Source organism: Glycomyces harbinensis (genome assembly GCF_900101745.1).
GTDB lineage: Bacteria > Actinomycetota > Actinomycetes > Mycobacteriales > Micromonosporaceae > Glycomyces > Glycomyces harbinensis.
This window is the reverse complement of record NZ_FNAD01000002.1, coordinates 128,111-144,262: the sequence shown is the minus strand read 5'-3', so window position 1 is coordinate 144,262 and position 16,152 is coordinate 128,111. Positions and strand designations below refer to the sequence as shown.

General features: G+C 71.3%; 14 protein-coding genes. 3 read left to right on the top strand and 11 right to left on the bottom strand.

The genetic code is table 11. The features are described from left to right. Positions 1–25 precede the first annotated feature (25 nt). Positions 26–955 carry a lipoyl synthase gene (lipA, locus tag BLQ63_RS04290; protein WP_290427711.1) on the bottom strand — a complete coding sequence of 310 codons (930 nt, stop codon included), beginning with the start codon at positions 953–955 and terminating at the stop codon, positions 26–28. 156 nt (positions 956–1,111) lie between these two features. Between lipA and BLQ63_RS04285 the strand changes: the two genes are divergently transcribed. Further along, positions 1,112–1,948, top strand: a complete 837-nt coding sequence (locus tag BLQ63_RS04285) for a phosphoribosylaminoimidazolesuccinocarboxamide synthase (RefSeq protein WP_091029046.1) — start codon at positions 1,112–1,114, stop codon at positions 1,946–1,948. A gap of 1 nt (position 1,949) precedes the next feature. Here the strand turns inward: BLQ63_RS04285 and BLQ63_RS04280 are convergent, their stop codons facing one another. Both BLQ63_RS04280 and BLQ63_RS04275 read right to left on the bottom strand, forming a co-directional pair. After that, complete coding sequence (locus tag BLQ63_RS04280) at positions 1,950–3,128, bottom strand: sensor histidine kinase (protein WP_091029043.1); 1,179 nt, start codon at positions 3,126–3,128, stop codon at positions 1,950–1,952. Then, entirely contained in the window at positions 3,125–3,778 is a 654-nt protein-coding gene (locus BLQ63_RS04275; RefSeq protein WP_091029041.1) for a response regulator, read from the bottom strand. The genes BLQ63_RS04280 and BLQ63_RS04275 overlap by 4 nt, the downstream gene beginning before the upstream one ends. Before the next feature lie 275 nt (positions 3,779–4,053). Between BLQ63_RS04275 and asnB the strand changes: the two genes are divergently transcribed. Then, entirely contained in the window at positions 4,054–5,994 is a 1,941-nt protein-coding gene (gene asnB / locus BLQ63_RS04270; RefSeq protein ID WP_177154789.1) for an asparagine synthase (glutamine-hydrolyzing), read from the top strand. Between the two features lie 77 nt (positions 5,995–6,071). On the opposite strand, the gene BLQ63_RS27655 is transcribed toward asnB, so the two are convergent. The 8 genes from BLQ63_RS27655 to BLQ63_RS04230 all read right to left on the bottom strand — a co-directional run bounded on the left by BLQ63_RS27655 (position 6,072) and on the right by BLQ63_RS04230 (position 15,610). Next, positions 6,072–8,774, bottom strand: coding sequence for a Dyp-type peroxidase (locus BLQ63_RS27655; RefSeq protein WP_143014762.1), 2,703 nt, complete (start codon positions 8,772–8,774; stop codon positions 6,072–6,074). Between the two features lie 108 nt (positions 8,775–8,882). After that, entirely contained in the window at positions 8,883–9,413 is a 531-nt protein-coding gene (locus tag BLQ63_RS04260; RefSeq protein WP_143014761.1) for an MFS transporter, read from the bottom strand. 80 nt (positions 9,414–9,493) lie between these two features. After that, complete coding sequence (locus BLQ63_RS04255) at positions 9,494–10,693, bottom strand: DUF418 domain-containing protein (protein WP_091029032.1); 1,200 nt, start codon at positions 10,691–10,693, stop codon at positions 9,494–9,496. 291 nt (positions 10,694–10,984) lie between these two features. Then, entirely contained in the window at positions 10,985–12,202 is a 1,218-nt protein-coding gene (fabF, locus tag BLQ63_RS04250) for a beta-ketoacyl-ACP synthase II (protein ID WP_091029029.1), read from the bottom strand. Between the two features lie 2 nt (positions 12,203–12,204). Beyond that, positions 12,205–12,441, bottom strand: coding sequence for an acyl carrier protein (locus tag BLQ63_RS04245; RefSeq protein ID WP_030159099.1), 237 nt, complete (start codon positions 12,439–12,441; stop codon positions 12,205–12,207). A 26-nt stretch (positions 12,442–12,467) separates the two neighbouring features. After that, complete coding sequence (locus BLQ63_RS04240; protein WP_091029027.1) at positions 12,468–13,421, bottom strand: beta-ketoacyl-ACP synthase III; 954 nt, start codon at positions 13,419–13,421, stop codon at positions 12,468–12,470. Then, positions 13,418–14,347, bottom strand: coding sequence for an ACP S-malonyltransferase (locus BLQ63_RS04235; protein ID WP_091029023.1), 930 nt, complete (start codon positions 14,345–14,347; stop codon positions 13,418–13,420). Before BLQ63_RS04235 ends, BLQ63_RS04240 begins: the two co-directional genes overlap by 4 nt. A 93-nt stretch (positions 14,348–14,440) precedes the next feature. Next, positions 14,441–15,610 carry a PucR family transcriptional regulator gene (locus tag BLQ63_RS04230; protein WP_091029020.1) on the bottom strand — a complete coding sequence of 390 codons (1,170 nt, stop codon included), beginning with the start codon at positions 15,608–15,610 and terminating at the stop codon, positions 14,441–14,443. A 116-nt stretch (positions 15,611–15,726) separates the two neighbouring features. Here BLQ63_RS04230 and trxA point away from each other — a divergent pair, with 116 nt between their 5' ends. Continuing rightward, a complete protein-coding gene (gene trxA, locus BLQ63_RS04225) occupies positions 15,727–16,140 on the top strand; it encodes a thioredoxin (RefSeq protein ID WP_091029018.1) in 414 nt (137 codons plus the stop codon). Positions 16,141–16,152 lie beyond the last annotated feature (12 nt).

Genomic DNA, 16,152 nt, shown 5'->3' with positions numbered 1-16,152 from the left:
GCGTTCCGCGCCGCCGAGGACGGGGCTAACGACGGCTCGCGAACTCCCCGAGGCCGGCCGCGGCCCGCGCTTCGACCGCCTGGCGGTACAGGCGCCCGGCGCGGTACGAGGAGCGCACGAGCGGTCCGCTCATGACCCCGGCGAAGCCGATCTCCTCGGCCTCGGCCGACAGCTCCACGAACTCCTCGGGCTTGACCCACCGGTCCACCGGGTGGTGGCGCTTGGTCGGGCGCAGGTACTGGGTGATGGTGATGAGCTCGCACCCGGCCGCGTGCAGGTCCTTCAGGGCCTGGGAGATCTCCTCGCGGGTCTCGCCCATGCCGAGGATCAGGTTCGACTTGGTGACCAGGCCGTCCTCGCGGGCGGAGGTGATGACCGACAGCGAGCGCTCGTACGTGAACGCGGGCCGGATGCGCTTGAAGATGCGCGGCACCGTCTCGACGTTGTGCGCGAGCACCTCGGGGCGGGAGGAGAACACCTCTTTGAGGGCCTCGGGCTCGGCGTTGAAGTCCGGGATGAGCAGCTCGACGCCGCAGCCGGGGACGGTCTCGTGGATCTGGCGGACGGTCTCGGCGTAGAGCCAGGCCCCGCCGTCGTCGAGGTCGTCGCGGGCGACGCCGGTGATCGTGGCGTACTTCAGGCCCATCGTCTGGACCGACTCGGCCACGCGGCGCGGCTCGTCCCGGTCGAGCGGGGACGGCTTGCCGGTGTCGATCTGGCAGAAGTCGCACCGTCGCGTGCACTGGGAGCCGCCGATGAGGAACGTCGCCTCGCGGTCCTCCCAGCATTCGTAGATGTTGGGACACCCGGCTTCTTGGCAGACCGTGTGCAGGCCCTCGCTCTTGACCAGGCTCCGCAGTTCGGTGTACTCGGGGCCGGTCTTGGCTTTGACCTTGATCCAGGAGGGTTTCTTCTCGATCGGGGTCTGGGCGTTGCGCACTTCGAGGCGCAGCATCCGGCGTCCTTCAGGCTGTACGGAAGTCACCGGCCCAGCCTACGCCGCGAGCGTGCCCGGCGGCAGGTGTCGCTCGGCACAGCCGCGCCGCCGATCAAACGTAGGATGACGCTCCCGCTGCTCTAATGGGCGCAGCGCACGAGCAGGGGAGCAGCAGTGGAACTCATTCACCAGGGCAAGGTCCGCGACGTCTACGCCGACGGGGACGACCTGGTGCTCGTCGCCTCCAACCGCGTCAGCGTCTTCGACGTCGTGCTGCCCACCGAGATCCCCGGCAAGGGCGCCCTGCTCACCGCGCTCAGCCTGTGGTGGTTCGACAAGCTGGCCGACCTCGTCCCCAACCACGTCGTCTCCGCCGAGGACGTCCCGGTTGAGTTCGCCGGCCGCGCCGTGCGCGTCCGCCGCCTCGAGATGGTCCCGGTCGAGGCCGTCGTCCGCGGCTACCTCACCGGCTCCGGCCTCGCCGACTACCGGAAGACCGGCGCCGTGTGCGGCATCGGCCTCCCCGAGGGCCTGGTCGACGGCTCGCGCCTGCCCGAGCCGATCTTCACCCCGACCACGAAGGCCGCCGTCGGCGACCACGACGAGCCCATCGACTTCGGTCAAGTGACAGAAACCATCGGCCGCGACCTCGCCGAGCAGGTCCGCGACCTCACCATGGCCGTCTACCGCCGCGGCGCCGAGATCGCGCTCGAACGCGGCATCATCATCGCCGACACCAAGCTCGAGTTCGGCATCGACGCGGACGGCGTGCTCCGCCTCGCCGACGAAGTCCTCACCTCGGACTCCTCGCGCTTCTGGGACGCCGAGGGCTGGAAGCCCGGCCAGACCCAGCCGTCCTTCGACAAGCAGTACGTGCGCGACTGGGCCAAGTCCACCGGCTGGCGCCCCGACGACCGCGAGGCCCCCCAGATCCCCGAGCCGGTCGTCGCCGCCACCCGCGCCCGCTACATCGAGGCCTACGAACTGCTCACCGGACGCACCTGGGCCTAGCTCACCGCCCCGCGGAGATCCGCGGCACCCACATCCGCACCAGCCAGCCGCCGTCCGGCGACGGACCGGCCTCGAACCATCCGCCGAGCAGCTCCGCCCGCTGGCGCAGGCCCAGCAGCCCGTGCCGCGAGCCCGGCAGCTCCAGCACCGGCCGCGAACCGGGCGTGTTCGCGACCCCGACCTCCGTCCCCTCGCCCCGATTCGCCACCGTGACGGTGACCGAAGCGCCCGGGGCGTGCTTGCGCGCGTTGGTGAGCGCCTCCTGCACCGTCCGGTAGACGGCCCTCTGGCCCGCCGGGTCGAGCCCGACGATCCGCTCCACGTGCAGCCGCGCCTCGATGCCGCTGCACGACACGAGCGCGTCCAACTGCTCCAGCGTCGGCTGCGGGGTCAGCTCGGTCGGGCGGATGCCCGAGGCCTGGAGCACCTGCACCATGTGCCGCAACTCGTCCAACGTGTTCACCGAGAGTCGCCTGATGGTCGAGGCGATCGTCCGGCCCTCGGCGTCCTTCGACTTGACCTGGAGCGCCCCGGCCTGCACCGCGATGAGGCTGACCTGATGCGAGACCACGTCGTGCATCTCCCGCGCCAGCTGCGCGCGCTCGGCCGACAGGGCCTGCTGGGTGAGCAGCAGCTGCTCGTGCTCGCGGGCCTCCACGATCTCCGCGAGCCGGTCGGCCATCCCCTGCCGGGCCCGCTGGCTGTAGCCGAGGATCGCCGGGACCGTCGCCATCGCCGTGAAGTAGAGCACCGTCCGCAGGAAGGAGTCGTACGGGTACATCTGCAGCGGCAGCACCTCCAGGGCCTCGGCGAACGGGGACCGCCACGGCCCCAGGAACAAGTGGTAGACGAACGTCCCCTGCAGGACGAAGCAGACCGCCAGCATCGCCGTCGCCGCCAGCGGGATCCACAGGCGCCGCGACTGGCGCGTGATCGTGTACAGCGCGATCATCGACGCGACCTTCTCGAACACCATGAACGCCGCCGGCAGCGTCACCAGGAACACCAGGAACGGCCACCGCCTGCGAAACACCAGCGCCGCCACGCCCACGATCGCGAACGACGCGACCGGCTGGTTGCCCAGGTCGATCACGAACGCCAGGTGGACGACCGCGACGAGCAGCGTCCCCGCGTCCCAGGCCCACTGCGGGATCTTCTCGGGCAGGGCGGGGCGCCTCATGCGCCGTCCTTCCTGAGCAGCCCCGCGTCATGCGCCGCCAGCGCAGCCTGCACCCGGTTCGACACCTGCAGCTTGGTGAGGATCGAGCTGACATGGTCCTTGACCGTACCCAGGCCCAGGAACAGCTCGGCCGAGATCTCCCCGTTCGACTTCCCCTCCGCCAGGAGCAGCAGGATCTCCCGCTCCCGGTCGGTGAGCCGCTCGATCCGCGGGTTCGGCGCGGTCTCGGCGGCCCGCTCCAGGTACCCGGCGACCACGGCCTGCGTGACCTTCGCCGACAGCACCGCGCCCTCGGTGACCAGGGCCCGCACCTGGTAGACCAGGTGCTCGGGCTCGGTGTCCTTGAGCAGGAAGCCCGCCGCGCCCAACCGGAGCGCGGCGTGGACGTACTCGTCGGTGTCGAACGTGGTCAGCGCCGCCGTGACCGGCGGGTGCGAGAGGTTCTGGAGCCGCTTGAGGACGGTCAGGCCGTCGACGTCGGGCATCCGGATGTCCAGGAGCACGACGTCGGGCCGCAGGTTCATGACGCGGTCCATCGCGTCGGCCCCCGAGACGGCGTCCACGACCTCGATGTCCTCGGCGGCGCTCAGGATGTGGGTGAATCCCGAGCGGATCAGGGCCTCGTCGTCGACGATCAGCACTCGGATCACGTGGACCTCCCTGTGGCCTATTCGTTATATGAGCGCTCATCATGCATCGGCACCGCCACCTGACGAAGGTCCGGTGCCCGGGCATCCGTCCGGCGGGGGAGCGCCCCCGTCCTAGGACGCTCGACTCGGGACCTTCGGTTGCAGCCGGGGGAGTCCGACGGTCCCCATGGGAGAGGGACCTTCACCGGGCCGGTTCCCGCACTTCGCCGGAGGTTTCGACCGCCCGACCGGACGAATCTGGAGTCCCACCCGAATTCCGCCCCGCTGGAGGCACCATGTGCGGCTTCACCGTTCGCGCCGGAGTGAGCGCCGAGTCCGACCCCGAGCGGTTCGCCGCGGCCCTGGAGCTCCTGGCCCACCGCGGCCCCGACGAGACCGCCGTCCACGCCTCGGGCGAGCGGGTCCTCATGGGCTTCAAGCGACTCGCCGTCCTCGACCCCGACGGCTCCCACCAGCCGATGCGCCGCGGCGACGACACCGACCCCGAGCGCTACGCGATCGTCTTCAACGGCGAGATCTACAACTACCTGGAGCTGCGCGAGGAGCTCGTCCGCGTCCACGGCGAGGTCTTCGCGACCGAGGGCGACACCGAGGTCCTGCTCGCCGCCTTCCGGCACTGGGGCCCCGACGTCGTCCACCGCCTGCGCGGCATGTTCGCGTTCGTCGTCCACGACCGCGTCGCCGACCTGCTCTTCGCCGCCCGCGACCCTTTCGGGATCAAGCCCCTCTACTGGACGCAGTGGGACGGCGGCACCTGGCTCGCCAGCGAGAAGAAGGCCCTCCCGGGCCTGGCCCACCCCGACCTGATCGACCCCGACCAGGCCGCCCACTACGCGACCTTCCAGTACGTGCCCGAACCGGCGACCCTCCACCGGCACGTCCACCGCCTCGAAGCGGGCCACTTCGCGCTCTTCAGGCCCGGCGACAAGCCCCGCCAGCAGCGCTACTTCCAGCCGATGTTCCGCCCCCGCCCCGTCGAGGACGCCGACCGCCTCGCCGCGGAGATCCTCGCGGCCCTGCGCGACTCGGTGCGCGTCCACATGCGGTCGGACGTGCCGGTCGGGGCGCTCCTGTCCAGCGGCGTCGACTCCACGGCGATCGTCGCGCTGGCCCGCGAGGTCAACCCCCGCCTGCTGACGTTCACCGCGCAGTTCACCGATCCGGGCCTGTACGACGAGCTGGAGGGGGCCGCGGCCTCGGCGGCGGCGCTGGGCGTGCGCAACATCGCCGCGCCGGTCTCGGTCGAGGACGTCATGGCCGAGCTGCCCCGGATCGTGTGGCACCTCGACGACCCGGTGGCCGACCCGGCGCTCGTGCCGCTGTACTTCACCGCGAAGCGGGCGGCCGAGCACGTCACGGTCGCCCTCGGGGGCGAGGGCGCCGACGAGCTGTTCGGCGGCTACCGGATCTACCGCGAACCGCATTCGCTGCGCCGCATCGAGGCCCTCCCCGGCTCGGCGAAGGGCCTGCTGCGCAAGGCGTCCGCGGCCCTGCCGGACGGCGTCAAGGGCAAGAGCTTCCTCGAGCGGGGGACGGCCGAGCTCCAGGAGCGGTTCGTCGGCAACGCGAAGATCTTCACCGGCGAGGACAAGCGGCGCCTGCTCCACCGCGAGGTCGCGTCGTTCCGGGAGGTCACCGACCCGTTCTGGGACGAGTCGGCGCACCTGGACCCGACCTCGCGCATGCAGTACCTGGACCTGAGCACCTGGATGAAGGGCGACATCCTCGTCAAGGCCGACCGCATGTCCATGGCGCACAGCCTGGAACTGCGGGTGCCGTTCCTGGACCGGGCGGTGTGGGAGGTCGCCTCCCGCGTCCCGGTCGGGCACCGGCTGCGGGGCGCGCAGACGAAGACGGCGCTGCGCCGGGCCGTCGCGGGCATCGTGCCGCCGTCGGTCGTCGAGCGACCCAAGCTCGGCTTCCCCACCCCGCACCGGCAGTGGCTGGCCGGGCCCATGTTCGAGTGGGCCGACCATGTCATGGCCGCCGCCGGCTGCGGGCACCTGCTCGACCTCCAGTACGCGCGCACGCTCCTGCGCGCCCACCGGGCCGGGGAGGCCGACAACTCCCGCAAGGTCTGGGCGGTCATGGTCTTCTGTCTCTGGTACGCCCAGCTCGAGGGCCCGCCGCCCGGCGCCGGCCGGGTGCGCCCGCCTCGGACCGCGCCCGTCCCGGTCGAGGCGTCGTCCGGCGAGCACGACCTCGCCGCCGCCTGAGCAGCGGCCCGGACTCCGCTCCGCCGCGCCTGCGAACGCGAAGGGGCGGGAGCCGACCGGCCCCCGCCCCCGCCGAGTCAGGACTCGAACAGGCCCTCGCCCACGAAGCCGCCCTCGGCCGCGCCCGGCGGCAGCGCGAACACCGCGCTGCCCTCGGCCGTGATGAACTCCGAGAGCCGGTCCGAGGCCGCCATCTTCTCCTGCGCGTCGATGAACACCTGCGGGTCGGCCTGGAACGACACGAACAGCAGCCCCGCGTCGTACGGGTGCTCGGCGTGCATGTGGCCGTCCACGTGCCCGTCGGCCGCCGCGTCCGAACTGACCTCGGCCTGCGTCAGGAACCCGTAGTCGTAGTTGTAGCCGCGCCGGACCATCGCCGCGTCGTGCACGACCGCGATGTGCGAGTCCGCCGGGACCGCGGGCAGGCCCGAGTCGTCCACCGCCTCGAAGTCGGGGTGGTCGAACTCGCCGCCGCCGCTCAACGGCACACCGGAGTCCCGCTCCCGCCCGAACGTGAGGTTCTGGTCCTGCGCGGTGAGCATCGACCAGTCGGGCAGGCGCATCCGGATCTTGCGGAACACCAGGTACGTGCCGCCCTCGAACCAGGACGGCTCCGCGTCCACGGCCCACACGCGCGCGTCGAACTCCTCGGACCCGGCCTCCGGATTCGCACTGCCGTCCTTGAAGCCCATGAGGTTCCGCGGCGTCCCGCCCTCGGGGGCCGACGAGAAGCCCTGCTGCATCCACAGCAGCACCCCCAGGCCGACCGCCCGCTTGCGCAGCTCCAGGAACGCGCCGCTGACCACCTGCTGGTCGTCGCCGCAGATCTGGAGCAGCAGGTCGCCGCCCGACCAGGCCGGGTTCAACCGGTCCCCGTCGAACTCCGGCAGCTCCGCGAGCTTCGACGGCCGCACCGCCTCCAGCCCGGTCTTGGCGAACACCGCCGGGCCGATCCCGAACGTCACCGTGAGCCGCGCCGGATGCAAACCGGACGCGACCGCCTCGGCGTCGAACTGGTCCGCGCCGTCGACCGCGGCCTTCGGCGGCACTTCACCGGCCGCCAGCGCCGCGCTCACGGCCGACCAGTCCGCAAGCAGCGCTTCCAGATTCGCCGCCGCACCCGCGGCGTCCAGCGGCTGCCCGCTCGCGAAGTCCTGGGCCGCCAGGTCGAACGCCGCGAACAGCGCATGGCCCTGCGCGGGCGTCTCGATCCCGGACTGCCGCTCGCCGTGGAACGGCTCGACCCCGGAACCCTCGTCCCCGGCCGCACCGCCCTCCTCGCGCGCCCGGGACGCGATCGCCACGCCGACGCCCGCGCCCACGGCCGCCGAGACCGTCGCCGTCGCCAGCGCCGTCCGCCGCGACACCGCACCCTCGACTCGCTCGCCGGACTCCCCGCCCGGCGGCCTGCGCCGCCGCTGCCGCAACCCGACCAGCGCATCCGCGACCACGAACGCCGCCAACGAGATGCCCAGCAGCGGGAAGAACCACCCGACGCCCGCGGCGACCGCGACGACCACCGCGATGAGCGGCCACGGCAGCCGCCGCAGCGACCCGCGCGGATACGGGCGGCCCACCACGGCGCGCCGTCCCCGTGCCGCGCGCTGCGGCCGGCGCTGCCACCACATCCGGTAGCCCCACACGATCATCGCGACCAGCGCCAGCATCGCCGCCGCCAGGATCAGCTGGTTCGCCAGGCCGAACAGCAGGCCCATGTGACCGGCGATGAGCACGTTCGTCGCCTGCGCCATGAACGGCCAGTCCGCGAACCGCAGCTCCTCGACCACCTGCGGCGCCCCCGAGGCTGTGTCCACGACCAACTGGTCCTGCTCCAACGGCAGCGACCGCTGCGTCTCGGCCACCAGGTACCGCGTGCCTTCACCGGTCGGCAGCGTGATCTGCAGCGGGCCCTTCATGTCCGCGTCCAGCGCCGCCTGATGGACGCTGTCGAGCAGCGTCACCGCGAACACCGACGCTCCTTCCGAACCCGAACCGTGGTGCGCCGCATGGTCGCCCGCCGCCGCACCCGCGTCGGCCTCCAGCGCCGGCGTCGTCCACGACAGCGCCGACCGAAGGTCCGCGACGTGCTCGCCCGCGTACCGCGACCACGTCACGCCCGTCACCGACAGGAACAGCAGGACGGCGGCCAGCCACAGCCCCACGGGGCCGTGCCACGCCAGCGTCCGGGCCCGGCCCGAAGCGCCGCGGGGCCGCGGCCACGCCAGGCCGCCGGCACTGCGCCGCCTGCTCATCCACAGGACCAGGCCGCCGGCCGCCACCACCCACAGCCAGCTGGCCGCGAGTTCGGAGTACAGGCGGCCCGGCTCGCCCAAGTGCAGGTTCCGGTGCAGCGTCGAGAACCACTCGCGCACCGGACCGGCCTGCGAGGACCCGTACGAGGTCGACTCCCCGAGCACCTCCCCGGTGTAGGGGTCGACGTAGACCACCGCGACCGCGCCCGATTCGCGGACGACGCCGTCATCCACCAGGACCGCCGTCGCGTCGTCGGCGTCCGCCGCCGGCCGCACCGCGGTCACCGGCCAGTCCGGATGCGCCTCGGTCACCGCGCCGACCTGCGCGGCCAGGCCCAACCGCTCGTCGCCGACGGCGACCGTCGTCAGATCCTCGTAGATGACGTCCTCGACCGGGTAGGACAGCGCGTACGCCAGCCCGGTCACCGCCGAGACCAGCAGGAACGGCGCGATGAGTATCCCGGCGTAGAAATGCAGCCGGAGCAGGAGCTGCCGCAGGGCAGCGGGAATCTTCGGTTGTGCAGACATGCTTCGCTTTCTGAGCAGCCCGGAGGACGGCCGTGCGGGCGCTTGCGCGCCGCAGGCTCCGCGCTCAGGGCAGGGGGTAGCGCCGAAGGCGCTGGGGGACAAGATGAATCAGAAAGCGAACCGCGGTGGGCCGCGGCGCGAGACGGCGGAGCGCTCCGCCGGGCGAAGTCGCGGCACCGCGGACCGGAACGCGACGCGCAGCGGCCGCACCGCGACCGGTGCACCCAGGCCCAGCACGCGCACCGCGCGCGCGAAGAACAGCGTCAGCAGCTCCAGCATCGCCGCGAGCGCCGACTCGCCGCGCGCCAGCCACGACGCCTGCGCGAGCGCCGCCGCGAGGTGGACCAGCCACATCGACAGCCCGGCGCCGTGCGCGTGCGACGGTGCCGCGACCGCACCCAGCTCGAAGCACTCGTGCAGCCCCCACTGCGCCGCCAGGCACAGCGGTGCGAGCAGCAGGAAGCCGCGCTGGCGGCCGCCGATCGCATAGGCGGCGGCGAGGACGAGCGCGAACGCGCCCGAGAGCTGGAGCGGGCCGGGGGCGTGGCCGCCGCTCCAGAGGTGGAGCAGGAGTGAGGCGGACACCGAGACGGCGGCGAACACGGCGGCCCGCAGCAGTCTGAACGGAGTCTGACTCACTTGCACGCGCGTATTCTGCCACGCGGCCGAACACGGGAGCGCCCCCGCGTCGGGCATCCGACACGGGGGCGTCCGGTTCCTCACGCCTTGCGGCGGCCGTAGGTGAGCCGGCGCAGCAGGACCTCGAACGGCCCGCGCTTCCCGGCCTTGTCGAGCATGACCGCGATGGCGACGGTGGCCAGCCAGGTCGCGAACGCGTAGCCGAACGCGCCCAGGTAGCCCAGGTCCTCGCCGAGGCCGAAGCCCCACATGGTGAGCAGCGGGGCCATGATGATCGACTGGAGCAGGTAGGAAGTCAGCGAGCGTTCGCCGACCGCGGCCAGGGCGCCGGGGATGCCGCGGCGGCCGAAGTTCCGGAGCTTGTGGGCCAGGAGCGCGAACCCGCAGATGTAGCCGAGGCCGGCGTACATGCCGCCGAGGAGCGTCAGGTAGACCGCGCCGACCCAGAGACCGCGCGAGGGTTCCCAGGCGCCGAGCGCGATGAGCGCCACGGGCAGTGAGCTGAGGACGTTCACGGCCATGCCGGACAGGAAGAGGGTCTTCAGCCGCGGCAGGTGCTGCTCGGGGTGGTTGAGCAGGCCTGAGCGCTGGAGCATCATGCCCGCGATGATGAGCGGGAAGAACGTTCCGGTGAACACGAGGGCGAGCATGGCGACGGGTGAGGCGATGGCGCCCATGATCAGCTGGCCGAGGTACGGCGAGATGTCCTCGGAGGTCGGCGGTTCGGCGGAGGCGGTGTAGAAGTACGCCATCATCGGGGTGCCGATCACCACCACATAGGCGACCGAGCCCCACAGCCACTTCTTGAGCGCGGAGTCCGAGAGGTTGACGAAGAACAGGGCGATGAGGCCCATGGCGCCGTAGGGGGCGAGGATGTCGCCGAAGAACAGCAGCGTCGCGTGCAGGAAGCCGAAGGCGATGAGCCACCAGGAGCGGCGGCGCAGGATCTTGCGGACGCCCTTGGCCTCCATGCCGCGCGCGAACATGCGCGAGGCCATGACGGCGATGCCGAAGCCGTAGAGGATCGCGAACATCGGGCGGGACCGGTCGGCGATGAGGAGCTGTTCGACGAAGTACGCGATGTGGTCGGCACCCGACTGGCCGGTGTTGTGGTTGTACTTGTCGAGGCTCATGCCCCACAGGTGGATGGGGACGTTGGCGAGGGCGATGAAGAGCAGCATGCCGCCCCGCGCGATGTCGGGTGCGAGGGAGCGTTCGGTCTTGGTGATCGAGGCGGGCGGTCCCGGTGGTCCGGTGGTGGCGAGCGGGGTGGTGGTCACGACGGGCTCCTTTGTGGCCGTGGCGGGTGTTCGCTGGTTTCCGATCTCAGTCTAAGGAAAATGCGCACTTCACACGGTAGTGCTGGCCCCCGTCGGAAGCTCCCGTCTGCGGTACCGTCCCGGCTCATCCCGGGGAAGGACCCCGTTCGGGCGACGTCATACCTTGGTAGCAACGTCCGCGATGAGAACGTCGAAGGGCCCCACCGCATCGCGGTGGGGCCCTTCGAACGTCTTCAATGCCGTTTTGTTCGACCGGCTACGCCTTCGTGCTGCGCTTCCTGGCCGCTCAGGCTACGCCTTCGTGAACAAGAGCGCCGCGTTGTGGCCGCCGAAGCCGAAGGCCGTGTTGAGCGCGGCGTTCAGCTCGACCTTGCGGGCCTCGTTCGCCGCCACGTCCAGGTCCAGGGCCGGGTCGGGGTTCTCCAGGTTGATCGTCGGAGGGATGACCCCTTCGACGATCGCCAGGATCGCCGCGATCGACTCGACCGCACCCGCCCCGCCGAGCAGGTGCCCGGTCATGGACTTGGTCGCGGTGAGCACCACGTGGTCGCCGACCTCGCGCTTGATGCCCTTGACCTCGGCCATGTCGCCGACCGGCGTGGAGGTCGCGTGGGCGTTGACGTGCCCGATCTCCTTCGGGTCGATGCCGGCCTGCTTGATCGCCGCCGCCATCGCCCTGCCGCCGCCGTTGCACTCCGGGTCGGGCTGGACGATGTCGTAGCCGTCGGAGGTCAGGCCGGATCCCGCCACGACCGCGTAGATCTTCGCCCCGCGCGCTTCGGCGTGGTCGCGGCGCTCCAGGACCAGCGCGCCGGCGCCCTCGCCCATGACGAAGCCGTCGCGGTCGCGGTCCCAGGGCCGGGAGGCGTGCGCCGGATCGTCATTGCGGGTGGACATGGCCTTCATCGAGGAGAAACCGGCCATCGGCAGGCCGCCGATGACCGCTTCGGCACCGCCGGCGATGACCACGTCGGCGCGGCCGACGCGGATCATGTCGGCCGCCCAGGAGATCGCCTCCGCGGAGGTGGCGCACGCGCTGGTGGGGGCGTGCACGCCTGCCTTGGCGTGGAACTCCAGGCCGACCACGGCCGCGGGTCCGTTGGGCATGAGCATGGGCACGGTGAACGGGGAGACCTTGCGCGGGCCGCTCTCCTCCAGGATGTCGTCCTGGGCGAGGAGTGTCAGCGCCCCGCCGATCCCGGAGCCGAAGACCACGCCGAGGCGCTCCTTCTCGAGGTCGTCGTTCAGCCCCGCGTCGTCCCACGCCTGCTGAGCCGCGACCAGCGCGATCTGCTCGGAGCGGTCGAGGCGGCGCAGCCGGACCCGAGGCAACACCTCGGAGGGCTCCACCGCCAGCTCGGCGGCGATACGGCAGGGGAGTTCCCGCGCCCACTCTTGCTCGAGCAGGTGAACCCCCGACCGTCCGGCCACGAGTGCTTCCCAGGTCGACGCCACGTCCCCGCCGAGGGGTGTGGTCGCGCCGAGCCCGGTCACGACTACCTCAGTCACATTTAGCCCTTTTCGATGTAGGAGACGGCGTCGCCGACGGTCTTCAGGTTGGCGACCTCGTCATCGGGGATCTTCACGCCGAACTTCTCTTCGGCTGCGACGACGACCTCGACCATGGCGAGCGAGTCGACGTCAAGGTCGTCGGTGAAGGACTTGCCGTCGGCGACGTCGTCGGGGTTGACGCCCGCGACCTCTTCGAGAATGTCGGACAGGCCTTCGCGGATCTCGTCACGAGACAGAGCCATGAGATATTTCCTCTCGATAGTTACGGGCAGCGGATGACCTGCCCGGCGTAGGTGAGCCCGCCGCCGAATCCGAACAGGAGGATCGGGGCGCCGGAGGCCACCTTGCCACTTTGTACCAACTTCGACAGCGCCAGCGGCACCGATGCCGCCGAGGTGTTGCCGGAGTACACGATGTCCTCGGCGACGATGCACTCGTCGCTGAAATCGAGGCGCTTGGCGATGCCCTGGATGATCCGCAGGTTCGCCTGGTGCGGCACGAATGCCGCCAGTTCCGAGATCTTGACGTCGGCCTTGTCGGCGACCTTCTCGATGAGCGGGGCCAGCTGGGTGGTCGCCCAGCGGAAGACGGTCTGTCCGGCCTGCTTGATGTAGGGGACGTCCTCCTCGATGCGGATGACGTCGGCCATGGAGGGCTCCGAGCCCCACACGACCGGGCTGATGGCCAGCGCCGCGTCGTCGGTGCCCTCGATGACGACCGCGCCCGCGCCGTCGCCGAACAGGACGCAGGAGGTGCGGTCCTCCCAGTCGGTCACGGCGGTGAGCTTCTCGGCGCCGATCACGATGGCGCGCTTGGCGCTGCCGGTGCGGATGGCCATGTCGGCCTGGGCGACCGCGTACTCGAAGCCGGAGCAGGCGGTGTTGACGTCCATGGCGGCCGGGGTGTCGATCTCGAGCGCCTCGGCGACGCGGCAGGCGGTGTTGGGGCACACGTCCTTGGCCGAGACGGTGGCGACGATGACCATGTCGATGTCGCCGGGGCCGTAGCCGGAGTTCGCGAGGGCCTGCCTGGCGGCGTGGATCGCCATGTCGGCGACCTTCTCGTCGTCGGCGGCGATGCGGCGCTCCTTGATGCCGACGCGCGAGACGATCCACTCGTCGTTGGTGTCGACGATCTTGGCGAGGTCGTCGTTGGTGAGGACCTTCTCGGGCTGGTAGTGGCCGACGCTGACGACGCGCGATCCGTTGACGCTCACTCGACTCCTTCGTTCTTTCCGGCCTGCGTGCCGAGCTCGGCGGCGGAGGCGAGGTCGTCGGGCGTGTTCACGTTGAGTCGTTGCACGTCCTTGAGCGCCCGCTTGGCCAGCCCGGTGAGGGTCCCCGCAGGAGGCAGTTCCATGACCGCGGTGACGCCCAGTTCTCCAAGCGTACTCATGCAGGCGTCCCATCGAACCGGTGAGGTGACCTGAGCCACAACCTGCTGCAAGGCGACGGCGCCGCTGGCCACCGGCTTCCCGTCCCTGTTCGACAGGAGGGTGCGGACCGGGTCGGCGACCTCGATCGACGCGGCGGCGGCCTCCAGGGTCTCCAGCGCGGGCGCCATGTGCGGGGTGTGGAAGGCGCCGGCGACCTTGAGCGGGATGATCCGCGCCTTGACCGGCGGGTTCGCGGCGAGCTTCTCGATGGCGGCGACCGGTCCGGCGGCGACGATCTGGCCGGCGCCGTTGCGGTTGGCGGGCCAGGCCCCGGCGGCCTCGATCGCGGCGAGGACCTCGTCCTCGACGCCGCCGAGGACGGCGGCCATGGTGGTCGGCTCGAGGCGGCACGCGTCGGCCATCGCGCGGCCGCGCACGGCGGCCAGGCCGACGGCGGCCTCGGGGGTCAGGACTCCGGCGAGGGCGAGCGCGGTGAGCTCGCCGACCGAGTGGCCGGCGACCGCGGAGGCGGCGTCGACGGGGAGGTGTTCGGCGGCCAGCAGCCCGGCGGCCACGAGCAGCGGCTGGGTGTTGGCGGTGTCGGTGATCTCGTCCTGGCCCGCCTCGGTGCCGAGGTGGACGAGGTCGAGGTCGATCGACTCCGACCACGCGCGGAGTCGGCGTTCCATGGCGGGGTCTGATTGGATCCACGGCGAGAGGAACCCGGGCTTCTGCGAGCCCTGCCCGGGAGCGAGAATGGCAAGCACACTAGAACTTTCGCATCGACGGCTGGGAATACGGGCACGGTCCGAGGACTGAAACCCCGTTCGGTTCTTGTAGGGAATCTACAACACTCGTTGTCAACTGCGGGAACGCCGGGTACTCGGTGAGTTCTCCAGGCGACCTATGGTCAACCCCACACGAAGGACGAAGGCCTCATGCGGGTCGGTCGGGGAGAAACCGGTCACCTCTTGGATGCGGCGGAGGCGGTACCGGACCGTGTTGGGGTGCACGTACAGTTCGCGGGCCGTGCCTTCGAGGACGCCGCCGGAGGCGATGAACGCGTCCATGGTCTCCAGCAGCTCGCCGCCCGCGCGGCGCAGCGTCATGAACACGCCCTCGCGCAGGCCCTGGCGGGCCGCCTCGTCCCCGGCGATGGCCCGCTCGGGCAGCAGCTGGGTCGCGGTCACGGGCCGGGGCGCGTCGGTCCAGGCCGGGGCCGCCCGGTGGCCCGCGACGGCCGCCAGCGCCGACGAGGAGGCCTCGGCGAGCCCGGTCACGGTGGGGCCCACGACGATCGGTCCGTCGCCGAACTGCCCGGTGAGCTTCTCGACGATCTCGACCGGCTCCTTGACGCCGCCGAGCAGGAGCACGAGGCGGGCGCCGTGGACGCCCGCGAGGATGTCCAGGCCCAGGCGCCTGGCGGCGCGCTGGACGGAGTGGAGGACGAGTGTGGCCTCGCCGCCGGGGGTCGCGCCGCAGACGATGGTGATCGTCTGCGTCTCGGACCAGCCCAGGGCCGCGGCGCGGCTGATGAGCTCGTCGGGGTTGTCCCCGCGCAGGAGCGAGTCGACGAGCATGGCCTGGAGGCGCGCGTCCCACGCGCCGCGGGTCTCGGCGGCGCGGGCGTAGACGCGGGCGGAGGCGAAGGCGATCTCGCGGCTGAAGCGCAGCACCGATTCGCGCAGCTGGTCCTCCTCGCCGTCGGCGGCGAGCTGGGGGACCTGCTCCTCGACGACGTCGATGACGACCTGGATGAGGGCCACGGTGTGCTGGAGGCTGATGGCGCGTGCCAGCTCGACGGGGGCGGCCTCGAACACCATGTCGGAGGAGCCGAGGTCCTCGCCGCCGTGGCGCAGCCATTCGAGGAACTGGCGGACGCCCGCCTGCGCCACCAGCGTGACCATCGAGCGCTGCTCGGCGGGCAGGTCGCGAAACCACGTGAGGCGCTCGTCCATCCGGGTGAGCGACTGGGTCGTCAGCGCCGACGAGGAGCGTTCGATGTTCTGAATGGTGGTGGCCAGGTCCATGCCCTATAGCCTGCCAGACGTGGCGCGCGCCGCGCATCGACGTCTGACGGAATAGCGGCGGCGCCACTACTGTTGCGCGGAAGAGCACCGAGAAGCCACGACAGAGAGGCGGCCATATGGCCACGGTTGAACTGACCAAGGACAACTTCGAGGAGACCGTGACCGGCAACGACATCGTGCTGGTCGACTGGTGGGCCGACTGGTGCGGCCCGTGCAAGATGTTCGCGCCGACCTTCGAGGCCTCGAGCGAGCAGCACGCCGATGTCGTCTTCGGCAAGATCGACACCGAGGCGCAGCAGGAGCTCTCGGCGGAAGCGGGCATCCAGTCGATTCCGACGCTCATGGCGTTCCGGGACGGCATCCTCCTCTACAGCCAGCCCGGTGCGCTCCCGCCGGCCGCGCTGGAGGAGATCATCGGCAAGGTCAAGGAACTCGACATGGACGAGGTCCGCAAGCAGATCGAGGCCGAAGAGGCCGACGGTCACGACCACGATCATGACCACGATCACGACCACGACCACCAGCACTAGGCCCGATCAGGG